We start from the raw sequence: 20,083 nt of genomic DNA, 5'->3' as shown, positions 1-20,083 counted from the left end.
CAAACTCGGTAGTTATGCACCTTGTAGCTCGGATTCCTCCGTTTCTTTAAGACTTGCGAGATAGTCCCGCATCCGCGCGTTCAGTATGCGCAGCAGTTTGTGCATGCAGGCGTTTAGCGCTACCTTAAACGCCTTACCCCTGCTCATCAGCTTCTCGTAAAACGCCTTGATCTTCGGCTCACTGCGCGTCGCCGTCAGCGCTGCCATGTATAGCGCGTTTCGTACCACCATCCTGCCGCCGACGCAGCCGCTTTTCTTTTCTTTCTCGCCGCTTTGACGTGGCGGTGGCACGACCCCCACCAACAGCGCCGCGCGTTTGTGTGGCACTTTGCCCAACTCCGGCAACATCGACAGTAAGGTGGCGCAGGTTATTCTGCCGACTCCTTTCATTTCACTGAGTATCTCGCCTTTGCCGTTAAATCCGCCGCGGTTGCTTTGGTCGATTTCTTTGTCCAACGCGGCTATCAGCTCGCCCAGGTGTTTAATCATCGCGACCACGCTCGCTTTTTGGCTGGCATGGGTTTGTTCGAGGCGGTTTTTCTCCATTTTGCGCATCTCAACCAGCTGGCTGCGACGCTTGACCAATGCTTCAAGCGCCAGCGCTTCTTCGCTCGGCGGGGCATAACACATGTCGTCGGCCATCTTTCTGCTATCCAATGCCTGGGCGTAATCTGCCAGCATCTTGGCGTCGAGGTGGTCAGTTTTGCCTAGGGGCTGTTTACAATTCAAATCTCCCTCCCCTGCAGGGCGAAGCCCGCAGCGGGGGAGGGATGGGGAGGGGGTGGACAATGCCGCTTACGAGATGAAATTTCGATTTTTCAATCGTTTGCTGCCCTCACCCCAACCCCTCTCCCACAGGGAGAGGGGCTAGTTCGCTGAATTGTAAACAGCCCCTAGGGTATGGCGATAAAAAACGCCACTTTCGTGGCGTTTTTCGTTAGGGTCGATCGCTTAAAGTCCCAGCGACGGCAACAGTTGCCAGACGATGGCGACCAGCGCGATCAGGAGCGCAACGGCGCCGATGACGATGGAGATGGTGGCGCGGCGGTCGCTTTCGGCGAGGCGGTGTTGCAGGTGTTGGACTTCTTTGCGGTGGCGCTCGATTTCGCTGCTCATGCCCGCCTTGCCTTCTTCGGCGGCGCGTTGTGCGCGCTCTTGTGCGCTGCTCAGCTGGCGCTCAAGGGCGTCAATACGGCGGGTGATTTCGGTGGTATCAACGTAGGTGACGGCAAGCGGGATTTGTGCCTGCGGCGCGGGCGGTACGGCAGCGGGAGCGACGTAGGACGGGGTGACGACGCCGAATTCGCCGTCATCTATCGCCGAGGGTCGGCTGACCGGTGCGACAGGCGGCGGGGCAACGGGCTGCGGTGCGGGCGTCGGCTGGTGTACGGGTTGCGGCGCTGGGGCAACACGGACGCGGTCGCGCAGCGCGGAGAGCAAATGGTCAAGGCGGCTGGCGTCGGCGGGTTTGGGCAGGTAGCCGGTGGCGCCAGCATCGCGCGCGCGTTGGCGGGCTTCTTCGGAGATGTCGCCGGAGTACATGATGACCGGCAGGTCGTGGGTGTCGGGGTCGGCGCGCAGGCGGGCGAGTCCTTCGTAGCCGTCAATATCCGGCATCATGATGTCCATGAATACGATGTCGGGCAGGGTGTGGCGCGCAATCCAGTTTTCGCCATCGACGACGCTTTCGGCTTCCGCCACTTCGATGTCGTATTTGGCCAGCAGGCGTTTCAGGGTCAGGCGGGCCAGTCGTGAATCGTCCACAATCAGTGCGGTTTTGAGCATGTTAAGTATTTCCTGTCATCCATTGTAAGGCCGCGGCATTGTAGCGTTATTCCTGGCCGCATTCCATAGAATAGCCTGTATTTACCAGCCGCCGCGCTCACGCATCGACACCATTTCATTCCCGGCGACGATGAAGTGATCCAGCAGGCGGATATCCATCAGCGCCAGGGCGTCATCGAGATGGCGCGTAACGTCGCGGTCTTCTGCCGACGGCGCACCGCTGCCCGCCGGATGGTTGTGGGCGAGGATAACGGCAGCGGCGTGATGGTGCAGGGCGCTGGCAATCAGCTGGCGCACCGGCACGGGCACTTTCGCCGCAGCCCCCGCCGCCAGCCGCTCAAAGGCGATGAAGCCATGTTGCTGGTTCAAAAATAGCACGCCAAACGCCTCCAGCGCCTGCCCCTTGAACTGCATCAAGAGGTAATCGCGCACGTCCGCCGCCGTTTTGAACGACCACGACGGCTGCCGCATTTCCTCGCGCATGAAGCGCCGCGCCAATTCCGTTACCGCGAGAATCTCCGCCGTCTTCGCCTTGCCGAGACCGCGCACCGCCTGTAAATCGGCGGCGCGGCTGTTGAACAGCCCGACCAGCCCGCCGCGCCCCCGCAGCAGTTCGCGCGAAAACTCCAGCACATTGCTGCCCTTGCTGCCGGTGCGCAGCAAAATGGCGAGCAGCTCATAATCGGCGAGCGCCTGCGCGCCGTTGTGCAACATCCGCTCGCGCGGCATATCCGTTGAGTTTGCAACCTCATCCATTACAATGCCCCTTTTCCTTGAAGGGGCGCATTATGGCGCAAAACATCCTCATCGGCATCAGCGGCGGCATCGCCGCCTACAAAATCCCGCAGCTCATCCGACTCCTGAAAAAACAAGGCGATAACGTGCGCATCGTCATGAGCGAACACGCGCACGAATTCGTCACCGCCACCACCCTGCAAGCCGTTTCCGGCGAGGCGGTGCGTGATGCCCTCTTTGACCCCGCCGCCGAACAGGGCATGGGGCACATCGAACTCGCGCGCTGGGCGGATGCCTACCTCATCGCCCCGGCGAGCGCCAACACCCTCGGCAAACTGGCGCACGGCATCGCCGACAACCTGCTCACCACCCTCTACCTGGCGACCAGCGCGCGCGTCTATATCGCGCCGGCGATGAACTGCCATATGTTCGCCCACCCGGCGGTACAGGCGAACCTCGCCACCCTCGCCGCGCGACCAAACCACACCGTCATCCCCAGCGACAGCGGCGCGCAAGCCTGCGGCGACGTCGGCGCCGGACGCCTGCCCGAACCCGAAACCCTGTTGCAATACCTCAACTACGCCGAAACGCAAGACTGGCGCGACATCCGCCTGACTGTCACCGCCGGGCCGACGCGCGAAGCTATCGACCCGGTGCGCTACCTCACCAACCACAGCAGCGGCAAAATGGGCTACGCGCTTGCCGCCGCCGCTGCCCGCCGTGGCGCGGACGTGACCCTCATCAGCGGCCCGACCGCCCTGCCCTGCCCCACGGGCGTTACCCGCCTTGACATCACCAGCGCCGCTGACATGCTCGCCGCATCGCTCGCCCACCCCGGCGACGTGTTCATCGCCGCTGCCGCCGTCGCCGACTACCGCGTTGCCCAGCCTGCCGCGCACAAACAAAAAAAACAGGGCGACAGCGGCCTTACCCTGCAACTGGTGCAAAACCCGGACATCGTCGCCACCATCGCCGCATTGCGCGAAAACCGCCCCTACACCGTCGGCTTTGCCGCCGAAACCGACAACGTCCTCGCCTACGCCCGCGACAAACGCGCACGCAAAAACCTCGACCTCATCATTGCCAACGACGTCAGCCGGGACGTCTTCGGCGCCGACGACAACGCAGCCACCCTCATCGCTGCCGACGGCGAAACCACCCTGCCGCGCCAGGCGAAAACCACGCTGGCGGACAGCCTGCTCACCCACATCCTCAGCCATTGGAAAAAAACATGAACACCCTTGACCTCAAAATCCTCGACCCGCGCGTCGGCGACACCATCCCGCTCCCCGCCTACGCCACCCCCGGCAGCGCCGCGATGGACCTGCGCGCCGTCTTCGAGGGCGACCACTACACCGTTGAGCCCAATGCCACCGCGCTCATCGGCACGGGACTCGCCATCCACCTCGCCGACCCTAACTACTGCGCCCTCATCCTGCCTCGCTCCGGCCTCGGCCACAAACACGGCCTGGTACTGGGCAACCTCACCGGCCTCATCGACAGCGACTACCAGGGCGAGCTGAAAATATCCGTCTGGAACCGCAGCAACACGCCCTACACCATCGCCCTCGGCGAGCGCATCGCCCAACTGCTCATCCAGCCCGTCGCCCGTCCGGCGCTCAACCTCGTGGACGACTTCCCCGACAGCAGCCGCGGCAGCGGCGGCTTCGGCCACACCGGCAGCCATTGACCCTCTCCCCACGATGTTTGCCAACAAACTGCCGATTAACATCGAAGACCTGCTGCACCAGCGCCGCGTGGAAAGCGAGCAGATTGAATACAAAGAAAACTGGAATCCCGAAGCGGTGTTGCATGCCATCTGCGCCTTTGCCAACGACTTTCACAACCTGGGCAGCGGCTATATCGTCATCGGCGTGCGCGAGCAAAACGGACAACCAGAAATGCCGCCAGCGGGACTGGATGCGGCACAACTGGACAAAATCCAAAAAGAACTGCTGAATCTCGGCAACAGCGCCATCCGCCCCAACTACCATCCGCTGACCGAACAATACGAAATCCAGGGCAAACACATCCTGGTGCTGTGGGTGGTTGGCGGCGAAAACCGCCCGTATAAAGCGAAAAAGGCATTGGGCGAGAAAAACACGGGCTGGGGCTACTACATCCGCAAACATAGCAGCACCGTATGCGCCAATGCGGCAGACGAACAGGAACTCATCGGCCTGGCGCAGAAAATCCCGTTTGACGACCGCTATTGCCAGCAGGCCATGCTTTCAGATTTCGCGCCGCACCTGATACGCGAATTTCTGGCCGAAGTGAACAGCGGTTTGGCACAAGATGCGCGCCATTTACCGCTGGAAACCGTGGCAAAACAGATGAATATCGTATCCGGGACACCCGAAATGCTCTTTCCGAAAAACGTCGGCCTGCTATTTTTCAACGAAGACCCGACCCGCTTTTTCCCCGCCACCCAGATAGATATCGTCCACTTCCCGCAAGGTACAGACGCTGACCAATTCAGCGAAAAAACCTTCATCGGCCCGCTGGGGCGAATCACCCGCGACGCCCTCACCTACATACAAAACCACTACCTGCACGAGACCGTCATCAAGCATCCAAACCGCGCCGAGGCCGAGCGCTTTTGGAATTACCCCTATCAGGCGGTGGAAGAAGCGGTGGTCAATGCGGTTTACCACCGCTCCTACGAAGAACGCGAGCCGATAGAAATCCGCATCACGCCCGAAGAAATCACGGTTTTCAGCGTCCCCGGCCCCGACCGCTCCATCCGCCTGGAAGACCTGCGCAGCGGCAAAGCCGTCAGCCGCCGCTATCGCAACCGTCGTATCGGCGAATTCCTGAAAGAGCTGGATTTAACCGAAGGACGCTCAACCGGCATCCCGAAAATCCTGCGCGTGATGCGGGAAAACGGCTCGCCCGAACCCCAATTTGAAACCGACGACGACCGCACTACCTTCCTGATACGCCTGCCGGTACACCCAAAACATACCCCTCCGGCAGAACAAGACACCGACCAAGATAAACCCGCATCAGGACTGGGTTTACCGGATCCGACCGACCTAGATACCGTACAAGCTACCGTACAAGCTGGCGGCATGACCGAGAAAACCGTTTTGCGCCTGCTAGAGCCGCTGCAACATGAACCATTAAGCGTAATAGAGCTGCTGGACAAACTGTCCATCAAGCATAGAGCAAGCTTCAGAACAACCTATCTGGTTCCGGCATTAACACAAAATCTCATCGAAATGACCTTGCCTGACAAACCCAAAAGCCCCAACCAAAAATACCGCCTGACCGCCAAAGGACGGGCATTACTGCAACGCATAAAAAACCCCCGCTAACCCATCCACTAACACACAAAAACCATGAACCTCGACAAACAAAAAATCCTCATCACCGGCGGCACTACTGGCATTGGCGCGGCGCTCGTCGCCCAACTGCAAAACCACGGCGCCCGCGTCATCGCCTGCGCCCGCAACCTCCCCGAACAGCCGCTGTCCGGCGTCATTTACCGTCGCTGCGACCTTGCAATTCCTGCCGAACGCGCCGCCCTCATCGCCTGGATACAAGACGAACACCCCGACACCGCCGTCCTTATCAATAACGCCGCGCTGCAATCCCCGCTCGATTTCCTCCATGACACGCCGCAGCACCTACAAGCCACCCTCGCGCAAGAGCTGGCGCTCAACCTCGAAGCACCCATCGCCCTTGCCGCCGGACTACTGCCCCTGCTTGCGCAACACCCTCGGGGCGCCATCATCAACATCACCACCGCCCTCGCGCTCGCGCCGAAAAAAAGCGCGCCGGTGTACTGCGCCAGCAAGGCCGGACTGCGCAACTTCACCCGCGCCCTGCGTTACCAGACCGAAGCCGCCGCGCCGCACATCCAGGTACAAGAAATCATCCCGCCGCTCGTCGCCACTCGCATGACCGCCGGACGCGGCACCGGCAAAATGACGCCAGAGGCGGTTGCGACCGCCATCATCCGCGTCATTGAGCGCGGCGACAGCGAACACTACATTGGCAAAACCCGCCTGCTCAAATGGCTGCTGCGCCTCGCCCCCGGCGTTGCCTACCGCATCTTGAAAGACGGATAGCCAGACGATTTACATACACCATAGTCGCTACCCTGTATGTAAAATGCCCCTTCCATTTACATACGCGGTAGCGACTAACCTGTATGTAAATCCCCACCCCTCTTACCCCAAAGGAGACCCCGATGAAACTCTACTACGCCCCCGGCACCTGCGCCCTTGCTGTTGGATCGCCCTCGAATGGGCGAACGCCGACTACGAAGTGCAGAAAGTCGATTACGCCGACCCCGCATACAAAAAAATCAACCCGCTCGGCATGGTGCCCGCGCTGGACATCGGCGGCAGCCGCGCCATGACCCAAGCCAACGCCATCCTGCAATACATCGCCGACAGCCACCCCGCAGCCCGCCTCGGTGCGGAAGACGGCCCCGAAGCCAATTCGAATTCAACGAAACCATGGCCTTCCTCACCGGCGACTTCCACCCCGCCTACTGGCCGATGTTCTCCCCGGCGCGCTACACCACGGACAAAACCCCGGCCGCACACAACGCCGTGCGTGAAGCCGCCTACGCACGCATCGACCGCGTCATGGCGTTTCTCGACAACCTCATCGGCGAGCGCGGCCACGTATACCGCGGCAAACGCAGCGTCGCCGATGCCTACGCCCACGTCATGGCGCGCTGGTCGGTCAAAACGCCGAAACCCTACAGCGCCTACCCGCACCTCGCCCCCTTCATGACCCGCATGGGCGAAGACGAAGCCGTCAAGCGCGTACTCGCTGCCTCCAACGCCTGACCGTCGCGGCTTGCCCCTGTTTGACCTCTGGCGGCGGCTACCATAAAACCGCCGCCTGACCATATAGACAACCCGCTACGCCGCCAACCCGTTACAATCCCCGTCCCGACTAAACCAAACGGAGAACCCCGATGAACAAAACCCTCATCACCCTCGCCTGCCTCTCGGCCTTTGCCCTCGCGCAAACCGCAACCGCACAAAGCGCGACCGTCAGCAACGGCAAAGCCACCATCAGCAAAAGCACGGGCAAAACCAGCAAAGCCAAGAAAAAAACCACGCGCAAAAAAACGTCCGCCAAAAAACCAGCTGCTGCCGCACAAACGAACACCGACGACGTCCAACAAATCAAAGGCCGCATCAGCGGCGAACAAACCGCCGACTACCCGCTCAACCTGCAAGAAGGCCAGACCCTGACCGTCAAACTGAGCACACCGCACACGAGCACCCACTACCTGCTGATGCCGCCCGCAGGCGAAGAAGTCCTGCACAACAGCGCGCTGGACGGCAACCAATACCAAGGCGTGACCAAACAAAACGGCAAATACCGCGTACAGGTGTACATGCTGCAAAGCGCGGCGAAAAACCAGGAAACCGCCCCCTACGACCTCACCATCACCACCAGCAAACCCGCACCGAAAACCAGCGCGCCCGTGCCGCCGCCCGCGGACAACCGCGACATCAGCGGCAGCATCACCGGCGACCAAACCAGCGAATACCCGCTGAGCATCAAACAAGGCCAGGCGATGAACATCACCCTCACGAGCGCCAACAAAGACGCCCACTTCAACCTGCTGCCGCCCAAAGGCGAAGACGCCGTACACAACGGCACCGTCAGCGGCGACCAATACACCGGTGTGGCCAAACAAAGCGGCGAATACCGCGTGCGCGTTTACCTGCTCAACGCCGCCGCCAAACGCGGCGAAACCGCCAAATACAACTTAAAAATCAGCACCGGACAATAAACCACAAGGCGGGACTCGTCCCGCCCAAAAAACGGGGGCAGACCGGATGGGCGCGCCGCGTCTCATCCGGCATCACCCCACAACAACACCGGGCGGTTACGGACTTCACCGTAACCGCTCCCGCGACAAAAAACACGCCCACCCCGCACCACCACAAGCGTGGCGACAGATTACCGCCCGCTAATCATGCTATACTTTCGCGCCCCAGAAACCTCCCAATCACACACATCACGAGCAATCATTATGAACAGACGGGATTTCATGGCCAGCGTCATCGGCGCGGCCGCCCTGGCCAATCAGGCGCTTGCGCAAGAAGGCGCAGCGCAGCCAGCGGCAGATACACACAGCTTTGGCCGGGTCATCACATTGGCGCAAGAGCGCGCACAAAGCCCGGACAAACCCGACCAATTTCGCTTGAGCGGCGCCTATGCCGACCTCACCTACGACCAATACCGCGGCATCCGCTTCCGCCGCAGCGCTGACCCCATCCAGTCCAGCCATTCCCAATTCGGACTCGACCTGCTGCCGCCCGGCCACTTCTTCAAAGAACGGGTACGCATCTTCCTCGTCAAAAACGGACAGGCAGAAGAAATCGCCTTTGACCCGACGCTGTTTGACTACGACCCCAACCAGTTCGACGCCGCCAAACTCGACTTCAACGACGACATGCGCAAAGGCCTTGGCTGGTCCGGCTTCCGCCTGCGCTATCCGATCAACTCGCCCGATTACATGGACGAATTCGCCGTCTTCCAGGGCGCAAGCTACTTCCGCGCCATCGCCCGCGACACCCTCTACGGCCTCTCCGCCCGTGGACTCGCGCTCGGCACCGGCGGCCCCGGTGGCGAAGAATTCCCGCGCTTTACCCAATTCTGGATTTACCAGCCGGAAGCGAACGACCGCAGCATCCGCCTCGAAGCGCTGCTGGAAAGCGCCTCGCTCACCGGCGCGTACGCGATGGAAATCATCCCCGGCGCGGAAACTGTTTTCCTGATTAAATCCAGCCTGTTCCCGCGCAAGGACATTGAGCACTACGGCATCGCGCCCTTGACCTCAATGTACTACTTCAGCCCAAGCCGTCGCGCCGCCATCAACGATTACCGCAACGCGGTACACGACAACGACGGCCTCGCCATCTACACCGGCGCGGAAGCCCGCCTGTGGCGGCCGCTGTGCAACCCGCAGACCCTGCAATTCTCCGCCTTTATTGACGACAACCCGAAAGGCTTCGGTCTCCTGCAACGCGCACGCGCCTTCGACAACTTCCAGGACGCCGAAGCGCGTTACGACAAACGCCCCTCCGCCTGGGTCACGCCGCGCGGCAACTGGAGCAAAGGCAGCGTCTCGCTCGTCGAGATCCCTGTTACCAACGAATTTAACGACAACATCATTTCCTTCTGGAGTCCGGCCGAGCCGCTCAAGGCGGGACAACGGCACGATTTCTCCTACGACCTTACCTGGTCGCAATCCGGCCCCGAATTCTCCGGCCGCGCCCGCATCAGCGGTACGCGCAGCGGGGCGGCGGTGAACAACCCCGAACTGTTCACCTTCACCATTGACTTCACCATGCCCGAAGGCAGCACGCCACTCGATCCGGACACCCTCAAACTCAGCACCAACGCCAGCGTCGGCGAAATCAGCGGCGCGCACCTCGTGCGCCTGCCGGAAGCGGGCAAACTGCGCGCGGCCTTTGATTACCGCCCGAAAAACAACACCATGGCCGAACTACAACTGCGCCTGACCGACGACAAAGGCGTACCCGTCACCGAAAGCTGGTACTACCGCTGGGTACCCTTATGAGAACCCCCGCCGTACCACCGGACGCGCCGCTGAACATGCGCGTCCAGTCGCTACGCAAAGCGCCTGGACGCCCACCGCTCTACACCCCGCTGCGCACCCACCTCGCGCGCCTCATCGCCTTTGGCGGTGCGCTTGCCATCGGCAGCCTCGGCACCTGGCACATGCTCAAAGCCTTTGGCGACGGGCGCAGCACCCTGCTGCAATACGTGCTGCTCGTCTTCTTCGCGCTCACCTTCTACTGGGTCGCCTTCTCCACCACCGCCTGCCTCGCCGGCTTCCTGCCGCTGCGCCGCCCCAAATCGGCGCTTGACCCGAACGGCGGCAAAGTGGCGCTGGTCATGCCCGTTTACGGCGAAGACCCGGCGATGACCCACGCCGCACTCTTGGCGATGGCACAACAAATCCGCCAGACCGCCATTGCCGAACGCTGCGAAATCTTCATCATCTCCGACACCCAAAAACCCGACGCCTGGCTCGGCGAAACCCAGGCGCTGCACATCCTGCGCGCACAATCGCCGTTGCCCGTGTGGTACCGCCGCCGCGCGCAAAACGTCGGGCGCAAATCCGGCAACGTCGAAAACTTCGTGCGCCGCTGGGGCGGCCGCTACGCCTACATGGTCATGCTTGACGCCGACAGCCTGATGGACGCCGACACCCTCGTCGAAATGGTCGCACGCATGGACGCCGAACCCCGCCTCGGCCTCTTGCAAACCATGCCACGCCTCATCGGCGGAGAATCCCTCTTGGCGCGCGCCATCCAATTCGCCGGTGCGCTCTACGGCCCCATCGTCGCCCGTGGCGTTGCCGCCTGGCAAGGCGAAGACGGCAACTACTGGGGACATAACGCCATCATCCGCGTCCATGCCTTCGCCGAAAGCTGCGGCCTGCCCATCCTGCGCGGGCGCAACCCCATCGGCGGCCACATCCTCTCGCATGACTTCGTCGAAGCCGCATTACTGCGCCGCATGGGCTGGAACGTGCGCATGGACCCCGACCTCGGCGGCAGCTACGAAGGCCTGCCGCCAACACTGGACGACCTCGTCGGCCGCGAGCGCCGCTGGGCACAGGGCAACATGCAGCACCTCGGCATCATCGGCGCCAAAGGCCTGCGCTGGCCGAGCCGCATCCACTTCCTCATCGGCATCGCCAGCTACATCATGAGCCCCATCTGGCTGACCATGCTCATCGTCGGCACCGGCATCACCGCGCAGACCCTCTTTACCAAACCCCAATACTTCACCAGCGCGCGCCAACTCTTCCCCGACTGGCCGACCTTCGACCCCGAGCGCATGCTCTGGCTGTTCTTCGCCGCCATCAACCTGCTGCTCCTGCCCAAATTCGTCGGCTGGCTGCGCATCATGCTCTCCGGCAAACGTCGCCGCGCCTTCGGTGGCGGCCTGACCGTCTGCAAAGGCTTCATCATCGAACTCATCGTCTCCACCCTCTACGCACCGCTGCTGATGCTCATCCAGACGCGCCACGTCATCGACATCTTCCTCGGCCGCGACAGCGGCTGGCGCACACAAAACCGCGAAGGCGCGCTGATGCCGTGGAAAGACGCCATCAAGCGCAACCTCATCTACGTCATCATCGCCGCCATCATGCTCGCCGGCCTCATCTGGCAGGCGCCGAACCAAATCATCTGGCTCTCGCCGATCATCATCGGCCTCTTCCTCTCGCCGTGGCTGTCGCGCCACAGCGGCAACATCGGCCTTGGCAAATGGCTGGCGAAAAAGCGCGTATTGATCATCCCGGAAGAAATTGCGCCGCCCGCCATCGAAACCGCCGCCGAAGCCGATAGCGCGCCCTTTGCTGCCTGCCGCGCACAACGCATCGCCGACCTGGGGCGCAACCGCGAACTCGCCGCACAGCACATCGCCGCCCTTGACCTGGATGCCCCGCGAAACACCAAAGAACGCCTGTTGCACATCACCGCCAAAGCCAAACTACAAGAAGCGCGGCACTACGCTGAGGCGCTGAAATACCTCACCCCGCAAGAACTGCTGCACGTTGCCGGCTCGCCGGAACTCATCGAACTGCTGCTGGAATTGCCGGAATAACACCCGCCACAGTTGCAAATCCCTTGCCAAACCGTCCCTGCAGGGAGCGCAGGGGCGGTTGGCAAAACACAACCGCCCGCTCACAACGCATCCAACTCCTCCCCCAACCCAAACCAGAAACCCATGCAAACCCTGCTCCTGCACCACAGCGGCCCGCTCGGCGGCATCCTCGCCAACGACAACCAATACGAAATCGTCGAACTGCGCCTGCGCGCGGGCAACGAAATCCCGCCCTACCAAAACGCCGCCAGCATCATCCTCATCACATTGAGCGGCAGCGCCGAAATCCACAGCAACGGCGAAAGCGCGGCGCTAACCCCCGACCGCATCATCACCCTCGCCCCGTGGCAAAGCCACACCATCCGCGCCACCGCTGACAACACCCACATCATCGCCATCAAATCGGGCAGCAGCGCACCATAAACGCTTGCCCTCCCCAACCCCGAAACCGCGTTCAAAGGGCTGCCTATCGGCAGCCCTCAATACATCCCTTAGGGACTGTTGACAATTCGGCGAACGAGCCCCTCTCCTTCTGGGAGAGGGGTTGGGGTGAGGGCTGCGAATGTGAAAATGCAGACATCTGTTCATAAACGACACCGCTCACCCCCTCCCCACGGGGGGAAGGGCATATCAGCGTCTTGCCTCTCGCTTTGGTCACTACACAGAGCGCTAAAAAGTAGCTTCTCCGTGATTCTGAACAGGCTATGTAGAAAAGTGGCTATACATGATAATTTCGCAACATCGTGGCCAATAAAAGGGCGATAACCCTCCATACAAAACCCGAGTATTGCGCGAAAAACCACAAATCTGTTGTGCAGACACAACATTAACCAGGCGTAAAGTGTAGAAGTGAAACATGACAAACCAGCCACTATCCATTAGCATAGCCCGCCAGTTACCTCAAACACGAAACCCTGAAAACCATGAAAAAAATCATCCTCCTCTCGCTGATGCTCGCCTGTCAGAGCCTCTACGCTGCGCCCGCCAGTAAAGCCTCCGCCCCGGCAGCCAAAGCCACGCAGACCAGCAAAGCGCCTGCCAAAAAAGCGGAAAAAGCCAAACCTGCCGCAGATAAAAAAGCCGCCAAACCCGAAGCGAAAAAAACTGCCGAACCCAAGAAAAAAGCCGAACCGGTAAAAGCGAAAAAAGACAAAACCAGCGAGAAAAAACCGACACTCGCCAAAGCGGACAAAAATCCGAAAAAACCGGAGAAAGCGGACAAGCGCAAAGCGGTCGAGACGAAAAAAGCCGTTGCCCAAAAAAGCGAGAAATCGCATGACAAAGCGGCCGCCAAGAATAAAAACGACAAGAAAATCGCTGCCGCCAAAGACAAGAAGCACGCCCCTGCGAAAACGCGCGACGTCGCCGCCAATGGCATCAGCAGCGCCCGCAGCACCCTGCTCAATCACGGCAAAAAATTCATCGGCACCCCTTATGTTTGGGGCGGCACCTCGCCCAAAGGTTTTGACTGCTCCGGCTTGGTGCATTACCTCTACCAAAAACAGGGCGTATCTATCCCGCGCAACAGCCGCGAACAATTCTCCCGCCTGCCCGTCGCCAGCAACCCGCAGCCGGGCGATCTTGTTTTCTTCCGCCGCAACGGCACCATCAACCACGTCGGCCTCTACCTCGGCGGCGGCAAAATGTTGCACGCCCCGCAAACCGGTTCCAAAGTTCGCATCGAAGACATGGGCCGCCCCAACTGGAAACGCCGCTACGCCGGCGCGCGTCGTGCGCTGAAAGGCGAGAAAATCGTTATTGCCGCCAATCGTGTTACTGCAACAAGCAAAAACAAAGAGCCCAACGAGAAACGTCTCGCCAAACGTGCGCCAAATAGCAAAGACAAGGCGAGCGGCAAAGACAGCAAGGCGAAAGTCGCTGCCGTCGTGAAAAAGAGCAAAGTCGTCACCGCACGCCGCTGAGCGCAACATCATTAAAAACCGGGCATCGCCCGGTTTTTTTTATAACCATCCACATATAAAGTTTCAGACAAGGCGCGTCGCTGAAGACAGTACGTTATTGGTGCGGTGAAGCGACGCAACACCTTATGAGGTGGTTTTCGGAGGATCGCCATATGTCCTCCCTTGGTGCTGCTGATGTTGTGTGTTTAAGGTTTTAGGGCAGCGGCCATAGCGCTTTATCGCGTACTGTTGCCGCGATACACCCGCAGCTCCGTCCAGTACACCAGCGCCAGCACCGGCACGCCGAGGAGCGCGGTGAAGGTGAAGAAGGCGGGGTAGCCGATGGCATCGACGATGCTGCCGGAGTAGCCGCCGAGGGTTTTCGGCAAGAGGGTCATCAGCGAGCTGAAGATCGCGTATTGCACCGCGGTGAAGCGGATGCTGGTCAGCGAGGAGAGGAAGGCGATGAAGACCGATGCGGCGACGCCGCCGGCGAGGTTGTCAAAGCCGACGACGCCGTAGAGCAGCCAGGTTTTGTCGCTTTGCGCGGCGGCGAGGGTCTGTGCGACGGCTTCCAGCGGCGGGCAGAGTATCTGCCAGTGCGGGTCGGCGGCGAGCGGTGCGAGCGCGAGCCACGCGCTTTTGTCGCCAAACCAGGCGAGCAGCACGAACAGCAGGTTGGTCGCCGCGGTCAGCAGCGCGCCCGCCATCATCATCCGCATCAGCGGGTAGCGCTGCGCCAAAAGGCCGCCGAGAAAGCCGCCGCCGAGGGTCATGACCACGCCGAAAATTTTGACGGCGCTGGCGATTTCCGCCTTGCTGTAGCCCAGGTCCTGATAGAAGACGTTGGCGATGACGCCGGCGACGATGTCGGCGCTGCGATATACGCCGATAAGCGCGAGCAGCAGCAGCGCGGCGCGGCCGTAGCGGCGGAAGAAGTCGGCGACCGGCTCAATCCAGGTTTGCCGCGCCAGTTCGCACGGGACGAGGCCGAGGCGCACCAGCGCCATGCCAACCGCGACAGCCGCCGTCATGCCGCCACCGAGGCGCAGGATTTCGCGGGCGAGCGCGGCGAGGTTGCCACGCGCTTCAGGCAGGCCGCCGAGGACGCGGTAAGCGGCGATGAGCGCGGCAACGCTGGCGGCGAAAAGCAGCAGCAGGCGCAAATTATCGGCAGTCGGGCGGCTGGCGGTGTTTTGCCGCGAGGCGGACGGTTCGCGCACGAGCAGGGTGGTGGCAATGCCGATGCCCATCAGCGCCGCCATGATGAGGTAGGTCGCGCGCCAGGCGGGGTAATGGTAGTTTTGCAGGGTCGAGCCGTAGTGTTCGGCGAGCAGCAGCGCGCCCGCGCCGGAGAGAATCATGCCGCAGCGGTATCCGGCGGCGTAGGTCGCGGCCGTGACCGCCTGCATCGCCGCGTCGTTGGGCGCGATTTCGATGCGGTAGGCGTCGATGACGATGTCCTGCGTCGCCGAGGAGAATCCGAGCAGGACGGCAGCAAGCGCCATGTGCGGCAACGCGCCCGGCCGCGCCGGATCAATCAGCGCCATCAGGCAGATGGCGGCAATAATCCCGCATTGCGCGGCAAAGAGCCAGGCGCGGCGGCGACCCAGACTGCGTGTCAAAAGCGGCAGCGGCAGGGCATCAGCCAGCGGCGACCAGACGAATTTGAAGGAGTAGGCGAGCGCCGCCCAGCTGAAGCGGGTGACGGTGCTGCGCTCAACGCCCGCTTCGTTCAGCCAAATGGAGAGGCTGGAGAAGATGAGGAGAAACGGCAGCCCGGCGGCGAGGCCGAGGAGGAAGAGGCTGACCGCACGGCGGTCGGTGTAAACGGCGGCGGCGCTGCGCCAGGAGCGGGAGGGTGTGGGCATGGTGAGGCGGGGTTTGTTGTGTGGTGTGGGAGGTGCTTCCACCGCAATCCGTTATCGGATTTTAGGGGCTGTTTGTATTTCATTTTGAGTGTCGTCGCTACGCAGTTTTCACACCCCCTCCCCGGGTTCCCTTGAAAAAGGCGAACGCCTTTTTCAAGGGGAATCCCGTCCCTCCCCCGCTTCGCAGGGGAGGGAGTGCAATTTGCAAACACGCCCTAGATTGGGGGCAAGCCCTACCCTACAGGCCATGGCATTTATGTACACGAGTAGCGCGGTAGGTGTTTGTAAACCGCTCACACTTTCGTCCAGGCGCTCGGATGCTGGGTAAAGCCGATATGCGGGTAGTAGTCCACCGCCTGCGGTGCGGCGAGGAGGATGATTTTGCATTGCGGGTGCAGCGCCTGTTTGAGGGTGGCGAGGAGTTCTTGACCGATGCCGCGGCGCTGCCAGGCTTCATCAACGGCGAGATCGGAGAGGTAACAGCAGTAGGCGTAGTCGGTAACGGCGCGGGCGATGCCGACCAGGCGGTCGTCGTCCCAGGCGGAAATGAGCAGGTCGGCGTTTTGCAGCATGGCGTCAATGCGCTCGGCTTCAGCGAGCGGGCGGCGTGCGCCGAGGCTGGTTTTTTGCAGCAGCGCGATGAACTGGGCGCGGCTGACGGGGTGGTTGGTACGGTAAGTGAGCATAGGTTCTCCGGGATTGGTGAAAGTTACTCGCGGCAGGCGTTGCCGTCCCATGTCCAGTTTTGGATGATGCCCTGCGCATCCACGGTGAAGCGGGTGCGGCATTGCAGCAGGGTGTAGTCGTCTTCCATTTCATCGAGCAGGTAGAAGACGCGCGAGGTATTGAGCATGCTGCGCCCCAAGCCGGGACGGCGGATGAGTTGTTGCCGCTGGTATTCGACGACTTGGCGGCCGTCGCGCAGGGTGTAGCTGCTTTGTGGCGGCCCCCAGGCGAGAACGAGGTCATCCAGCGGTTTTCCGCCCCAGCGGGCGAGGTTAGTTTCGTAGCGCGCGCTGCTGGCGCAGGCGGCAAGCAGCAGGGTGAGGGCGATTGTAAGCGGTTGGTGTGGTTTCATCGGCGGCTCCGGCGGGGAAAAGCGGCATGATACAACGTTGATGTTTTTTCGGAATCCGCCTCACACTTCGCCTTCTTCCAGCTGCATCCAGCGCTCCAGCAGCGCTTCCAGCGTCTGTTGTGCCGCTTCCAGTTCGGCGAATGCCGCCTGTTGTTCGGCGGGCGGGCGCTGGTAGAAGTCCGCCTGTTGCACGGTGTCGGTCAGGCGGGCGATTTCTGCTTCTTTCGCTTCGATTTGTCCCGGCAGGGCTTCGAGTTCGCGCTGGTATTTGTAGGAGAGTTTGCCGCTTTTTTTCTCGGCAACGGGCGCGGCGGCGGGTGTGGGTGCGGGTTTTTCCGGCGCGACGGTTGCGGTGACGGCTTCGAGTTGGGCGATGTCGCCGCCCTGGTTCAGCCAGTCGGCAAAGCCGCCCACGGTTTGTTCGATGCGGTTTTTTTGTGCGTTGAAGACCCAGAGGCGGGTAACGACGGCGTCAAGGAAGGCGCGGTCGTGGCTGACCAGCAGCACGGTGCCGGGGTAGTCGGCCAGTACTTCTTCGAGCAGTTCGAGGGTTTCGATGTCGAGGTCGTTGGTCGGTTCGTCCAGCACGAGGACGTTTGCCGGTTGGGCAAAGAGGCGGGCGAGCAAGAGTCGCGCGCGTTCGCCGCCGGAGAGTGCGCCGACCGGGGTGCGCCAGCGTTCGGGCGGGAAAAGGAAGTCTTGCAGGTAGGCGACAATGTGTTTGCGCACGCCACCCACTTCGACGTAGTCGCGTCCGGCGCCGACGCTGTCGCGCAGGGTTTCGTCCGGGTCAAGCTGGGCACGCAGTTGGTCGAAGTAGGCGACTTCCAGTTTGGTGCCGTGTTTGATGTGGCCGCCGGTGGGCGCGAGGTCGCCGAGCAGCAGGCGTAGCAAGGTGGTTTTGCCCGCGCCGTTCGCGCCGACGAGGCCGATTTTTTCGCCGCGCTCGATGATGTCGCTGAAGTCTTGTACCAGCGGCGCGCCGCCGGGGTGGGCGTAGCTGACGCGCTCGGCGACGATGACTTGCCGCCCACTGCGCTCGCCCGCGTCCAGTTGCAGGTTGGTTTTGCCCTGGCGGTTGATGCGCGCGGCGCGCTCTGCCCGCATGGCTTTTAGCGCGCGCACGCGGCCTTCGTTGCGGGTACGGCGCGCCTTGATGCCCTGGCGTATCCAGATTTCTTCTTCGGCGAGTTTTTTGTCGAAGCGCGCGTTGGCTTCGGCTTCGGCGTGCTGCATTTCGTCGCGGGTGCGCAGGAAGCGGCGGTAGTCGCTGCGTACATCCAGCAGGCGGCCGCGGTCAAGTTCCCAGATGCGGTTGGCGACTTTTTCGAGAAAGGCGCGGTCGTGGGTGACGAAGACGACGGCACCGCTGAAGTTGTTCAGCAGGTTTTCCAGCCAGACGATGGCGCCCATGTCGAGGTGGTTGGTGGGCTCATCGAGCAGCAACACGTCCGGCTTGGCGACCAGCACCCGCGCCAGCCAGACGCGCCGCCGCCAACCGCCGGAGAGGTCGGCCATGCGCGCCGCGCCGTCGAGGTCGAAGCGTTGCAGGATATTGTCGATGCGGTTTTCCAGCTGCCAGCCGTCCGCGGCGGCCACTTGCGCTTCCAGTTGGGCGAGGGTTTCGGCGTCGCTGTCGCTATGGTTGGCAAGCAGTTCTTGGTAACGCGCGACCAGCGCTGCCGTTTCCGCGAGGCCGTCGCGCACCACTTCGCGCACGCTGCGCGCATCGGCGGCGGGCGGGTCTTGCGGCAGGTAGGCGACGCGCACGCCTTCGGTCAGGCGCAGTTCGCCGTCATCCGGCGCTTGGGCGCCGCGCAGGACGTTGAGCAGGGTGGATTTGCCTTCGCCGTTGCGCCCCAGCAGGGCGACGCGCTCGCCCGTCTCCAGCGAGAAGTTGACGTGGTCAAGTAGCGGCCGCCAGCCGAAGGCGAGCGACAGGTCTTGTGCGGTCAGTAGTAATGCCATGTATCCCTCCCGTAAAAGCGCGGCATTGGGGCGTGTTTGCCATCCGGATTTGATGTTGTGGCGGTGTTGTTCTACCCCCCTGCCCTCCCCCGCTTCGCAGGAGAGGGAGAAATCGCAAACCGCCCGTGGTAAAAGCGCGGCATTATAAGATGCAGGCGCTACAATAGCGCCCCCCAAAATCCACCACCAAACCGCAAACATCATGAATGCATCGCTAAAAGGACCGCTGCTTACCCTCGTCACCATCCTTATGTGGGCGTCGCTGCCGCTCATCCTGCAACAAATCCTGCCCGTCATCTCGCCGCGCACCGTCGTCGCCTGCCGCTTCGCCGCTGCCGCCCTCATCCTCGGCCTGTTCCTGCGCGCCCGCAAACGCCTGCCCGACCCGCGCCTGCTCCTGCAAAACCGCTGGCTCATCCTCATCGGCATCCTCGGTCTGGTCGGCAACTTCTGGCTGTTCAGCACCTCGCTTGTCTACCTTTCCGCCGCCGCCTCGCAGGTGTTGGCGCAAATCTCGCCCTTCATCCTGCTGTTCGCCGGTATCGTCGTCCTTAAAGAACCGCTGCGCAAAAACCAGATTATCGGCGCGGCCATCCTCATGTTCGGCATCCTCCTCTTTTTCAACCGCGAGCTGCCGCAAATATTTGCCGGCGGTGCCAACCACCAAATGCTTGGCATCACCTTAAGCCTGCTCGGCTGCTTTAGCTGGGCAGCCTACGGCCTCGTGCAGAAAATGCTGCTGCGCCGCCTCACCGCGCCGCAAGTGCTGTTCGTTTTCTACTGCGGCTGCGCGCTCTTTGCCGCGCCGTTTGCCAACTGGTCGGAACTCTCCAACCTCAACGGCTACCAGTGGCTCTGCCTGTTCTACTGCTGCATCAACACCCCCATCGCCTACGGCGCCTTTGCCGAAGCGCTGAACCACTGGGAAGTGGGCAAAGTTTCAACCACCATCACCCTGGTGCCGCTCTTTACCATTGCCTTTGCCGCGCTCGCCCACTGGCTCGTCCCGGCGAAATTCGCCGCGCCCGACCTCAACCTGCTCGCCGCCCTCGGCGCGGCGCTGGTCGTCACCGGCGCCATCTGCTCGGTACTGAACCGGCGGATGGTGCGCAAATAGCGCG

The 20,083-nt window shown here is 61.8% G+C and carries 18 protein-coding genes and 1 pseudogene; 12 read left to right on the top strand and 7 right to left on the bottom strand.

Features of this window, described 5'->3' with window-relative positions; translation table 11 throughout:
- Positions 1-12: 12 nt before the first annotated feature.
- From EL199_RS07125 to radC, 3 genes are all read right to left on the bottom strand, one after another.
- Positions 13-729: a transposase gene (locus EL199_RS07125; RefSeq protein ID WP_197719321.1), complete on the bottom strand. Its 717-nt coding sequence runs from the start codon at positions 727-729 to the stop codon at positions 13-15.
- Positions 730-951: 222 nt separating this feature from the next.
- Positions 952-1,785, bottom strand: a complete 834-nt coding sequence (locus tag EL199_RS07120; protein ID WP_004140083.1) for a response regulator — start codon at positions 1,783-1,785, stop codon at positions 952-954.
- An 81-nt stretch (positions 1,786-1,866) separates the two neighbouring features.
- Entirely contained in the window at positions 1,867-2,541 is a 675-nt protein-coding gene (gene radC, locus EL199_RS07115) for a RadC family protein (protein WP_004140081.1), read from the bottom strand.
- A gap of 32 nt (positions 2,542-2,573) precedes the next feature.
- Between radC and coaBC the strand changes: the two genes are divergently transcribed.
- The 11 genes and pseudogenes from coaBC (at position 2,574) to EL199_RS07065 (ending at position 14,066) form a co-directional block, all read left to right on the top strand.
- Entirely contained in the window at positions 2,574-3,755 is a 1,182-nt protein-coding gene (coaBC, locus tag EL199_RS07110) for a bifunctional phosphopantothenoylcysteine decarboxylase/phosphopantothenate--cysteine ligase CoaBC (protein WP_004140079.1), read from the top strand.
- Positions 3,752-4,210 carry a dUTP diphosphatase gene (gene dut / locus EL199_RS07105; RefSeq protein WP_004140077.1) on the top strand — a complete coding sequence of 153 codons (459 nt, stop codon included), beginning with the start codon at positions 3,752-3,754 and terminating at the stop codon, positions 4,208-4,210. Before coaBC ends, dut begins: the two co-directional genes overlap by 4 nt.
- 13 nt (positions 4,211-4,223) lie before the next feature.
- Positions 4,224-5,837 (top strand): Fic family protein, encoded by a 1,614-nt coding sequence (locus tag EL199_RS07100; RefSeq protein WP_004140075.1) that lies wholly within the window; start codon positions 4,224-4,226, stop codon positions 5,835-5,837.
- A 24-nt stretch (positions 5,838-5,861) separates the two neighbouring features.
- Positions 5,862-6,593 (top strand): SDR family NAD(P)-dependent oxidoreductase, encoded by a 732-nt coding sequence (locus EL199_RS07095; RefSeq protein WP_048713964.1) that lies wholly within the window; start codon positions 5,862-5,864, stop codon positions 6,591-6,593.
- 43 nt (positions 6,594-6,636) lie between these two features.
- Positions 6,637-6,873: pseudogene (locus EL199_RS13670) on the top strand (glutathione S-transferase N-terminal domain-containing protein); the annotation flags it as partial.
- Positions 6,874-6,986: 113 nt separating this feature from the next.
- Positions 6,987-7,325 (top strand): glutathione S-transferase family protein, encoded by a 339-nt coding sequence (locus tag EL199_RS13305; protein ID WP_004140069.1) that lies wholly within the window; start codon positions 6,987-6,989, stop codon positions 7,323-7,325.
- A gap of 131 nt (positions 7,326-7,456) precedes the next feature.
- Positions 7,457-8,287, top strand: a complete 831-nt coding sequence (locus EL199_RS07085; RefSeq protein ID WP_004140068.1) for a hypothetical protein — start codon at positions 7,457-7,459, stop codon at positions 8,285-8,287.
- A 243-nt stretch (positions 8,288-8,530) separates the two neighbouring features.
- Positions 8,531-10,084 (top strand): glucan biosynthesis protein, encoded by a 1,554-nt coding sequence (locus EL199_RS07080; RefSeq protein WP_004140066.1) that lies wholly within the window; start codon positions 8,531-8,533, stop codon positions 10,082-10,084.
- A complete protein-coding gene (gene mdoH / locus EL199_RS07075; RefSeq protein ID WP_004140065.1) occupies positions 10,081-12,144 on the top strand; it encodes a glucans biosynthesis glucosyltransferase MdoH in 2,064 nt (687 codons plus the stop codon). The genes EL199_RS07080 and mdoH overlap by 4 nt, the downstream gene beginning before the upstream one ends.
- 123 nt (positions 12,145-12,267) lie before the next feature.
- Positions 12,268-12,567 (top strand): cupin domain-containing protein, encoded by a 300-nt coding sequence (locus EL199_RS07070; RefSeq protein WP_004140064.1) that lies wholly within the window; start codon positions 12,268-12,270, stop codon positions 12,565-12,567.
- 500 nt (positions 12,568-13,067) lie between these two features.
- A complete protein-coding gene (locus EL199_RS07065; protein ID WP_004140062.1) occupies positions 13,068-14,066 on the top strand; it encodes a C40 family peptidase in 999 nt (332 codons plus the stop codon).
- Between the two features lie 215 nt (positions 14,067-14,281).
- Here EL199_RS07065 and EL199_RS07060 read toward each other — a convergent pair whose 3' ends face one another.
- The 4 genes from EL199_RS07060 to EL199_RS07045 form a co-directional block, all read right to left on the bottom strand.
- The gene (locus tag EL199_RS07060; RefSeq protein WP_004140061.1) at positions 14,282-15,916 is read right to left on the bottom strand and encodes an AmpG family muropeptide MFS transporter; all 1,635 of its coding nucleotides are present in this window, start codon (positions 15,914-15,916) and stop codon (positions 14,282-14,284) included.
- 293 nt (positions 15,917-16,209) lie between these two features.
- The gene (locus EL199_RS07055; protein ID WP_004140059.1) at positions 16,210-16,602 is read right to left on the bottom strand and encodes a GNAT family N-acetyltransferase; all 393 of its coding nucleotides are present in this window, start codon (positions 16,600-16,602) and stop codon (positions 16,210-16,212) included.
- A gap of 23 nt (positions 16,603-16,625) precedes the next feature.
- On the bottom strand, positions 16,626-16,994 hold the full coding sequence (locus EL199_RS07050; RefSeq protein WP_004140056.1) for a hypothetical protein: 369 nt from the start codon (positions 16,992-16,994) through the stop codon (positions 16,626-16,628).
- A 60-nt stretch (positions 16,995-17,054) separates the two neighbouring features.
- Positions 17,055-18,962, bottom strand: a complete 1,908-nt coding sequence (locus tag EL199_RS07045) for an ATP-binding cassette domain-containing protein (RefSeq protein WP_040354586.1) — start codon at positions 18,960-18,962, stop codon at positions 17,055-17,057.
- A 202-nt stretch (positions 18,963-19,164) separates the two neighbouring features.
- Between EL199_RS07045 and EL199_RS07040 the strand changes: the two genes are divergently transcribed.
- The gene (locus EL199_RS07040; RefSeq protein WP_004140050.1) at positions 19,165-20,079 is read left to right on the top strand and encodes a DMT family transporter; all 915 of its coding nucleotides are present in this window, start codon (positions 19,165-19,167) and stop codon (positions 20,077-20,079) included.
- Positions 20,080-20,083 lie beyond the last annotated feature (4 nt).

It is taken from the genome of Cardiobacterium hominis (assembly GCF_900637305.1).
In the GTDB taxonomy this organism is placed as follows: Bacteria; Pseudomonadota; Gammaproteobacteria; order Cardiobacteriales; family Cardiobacteriaceae; genus Cardiobacterium; species Cardiobacterium hominis.
Note: the sequence above shows the minus strand (reverse complement) of the source record. Positions and strands in the feature narration are given on the sequence as shown.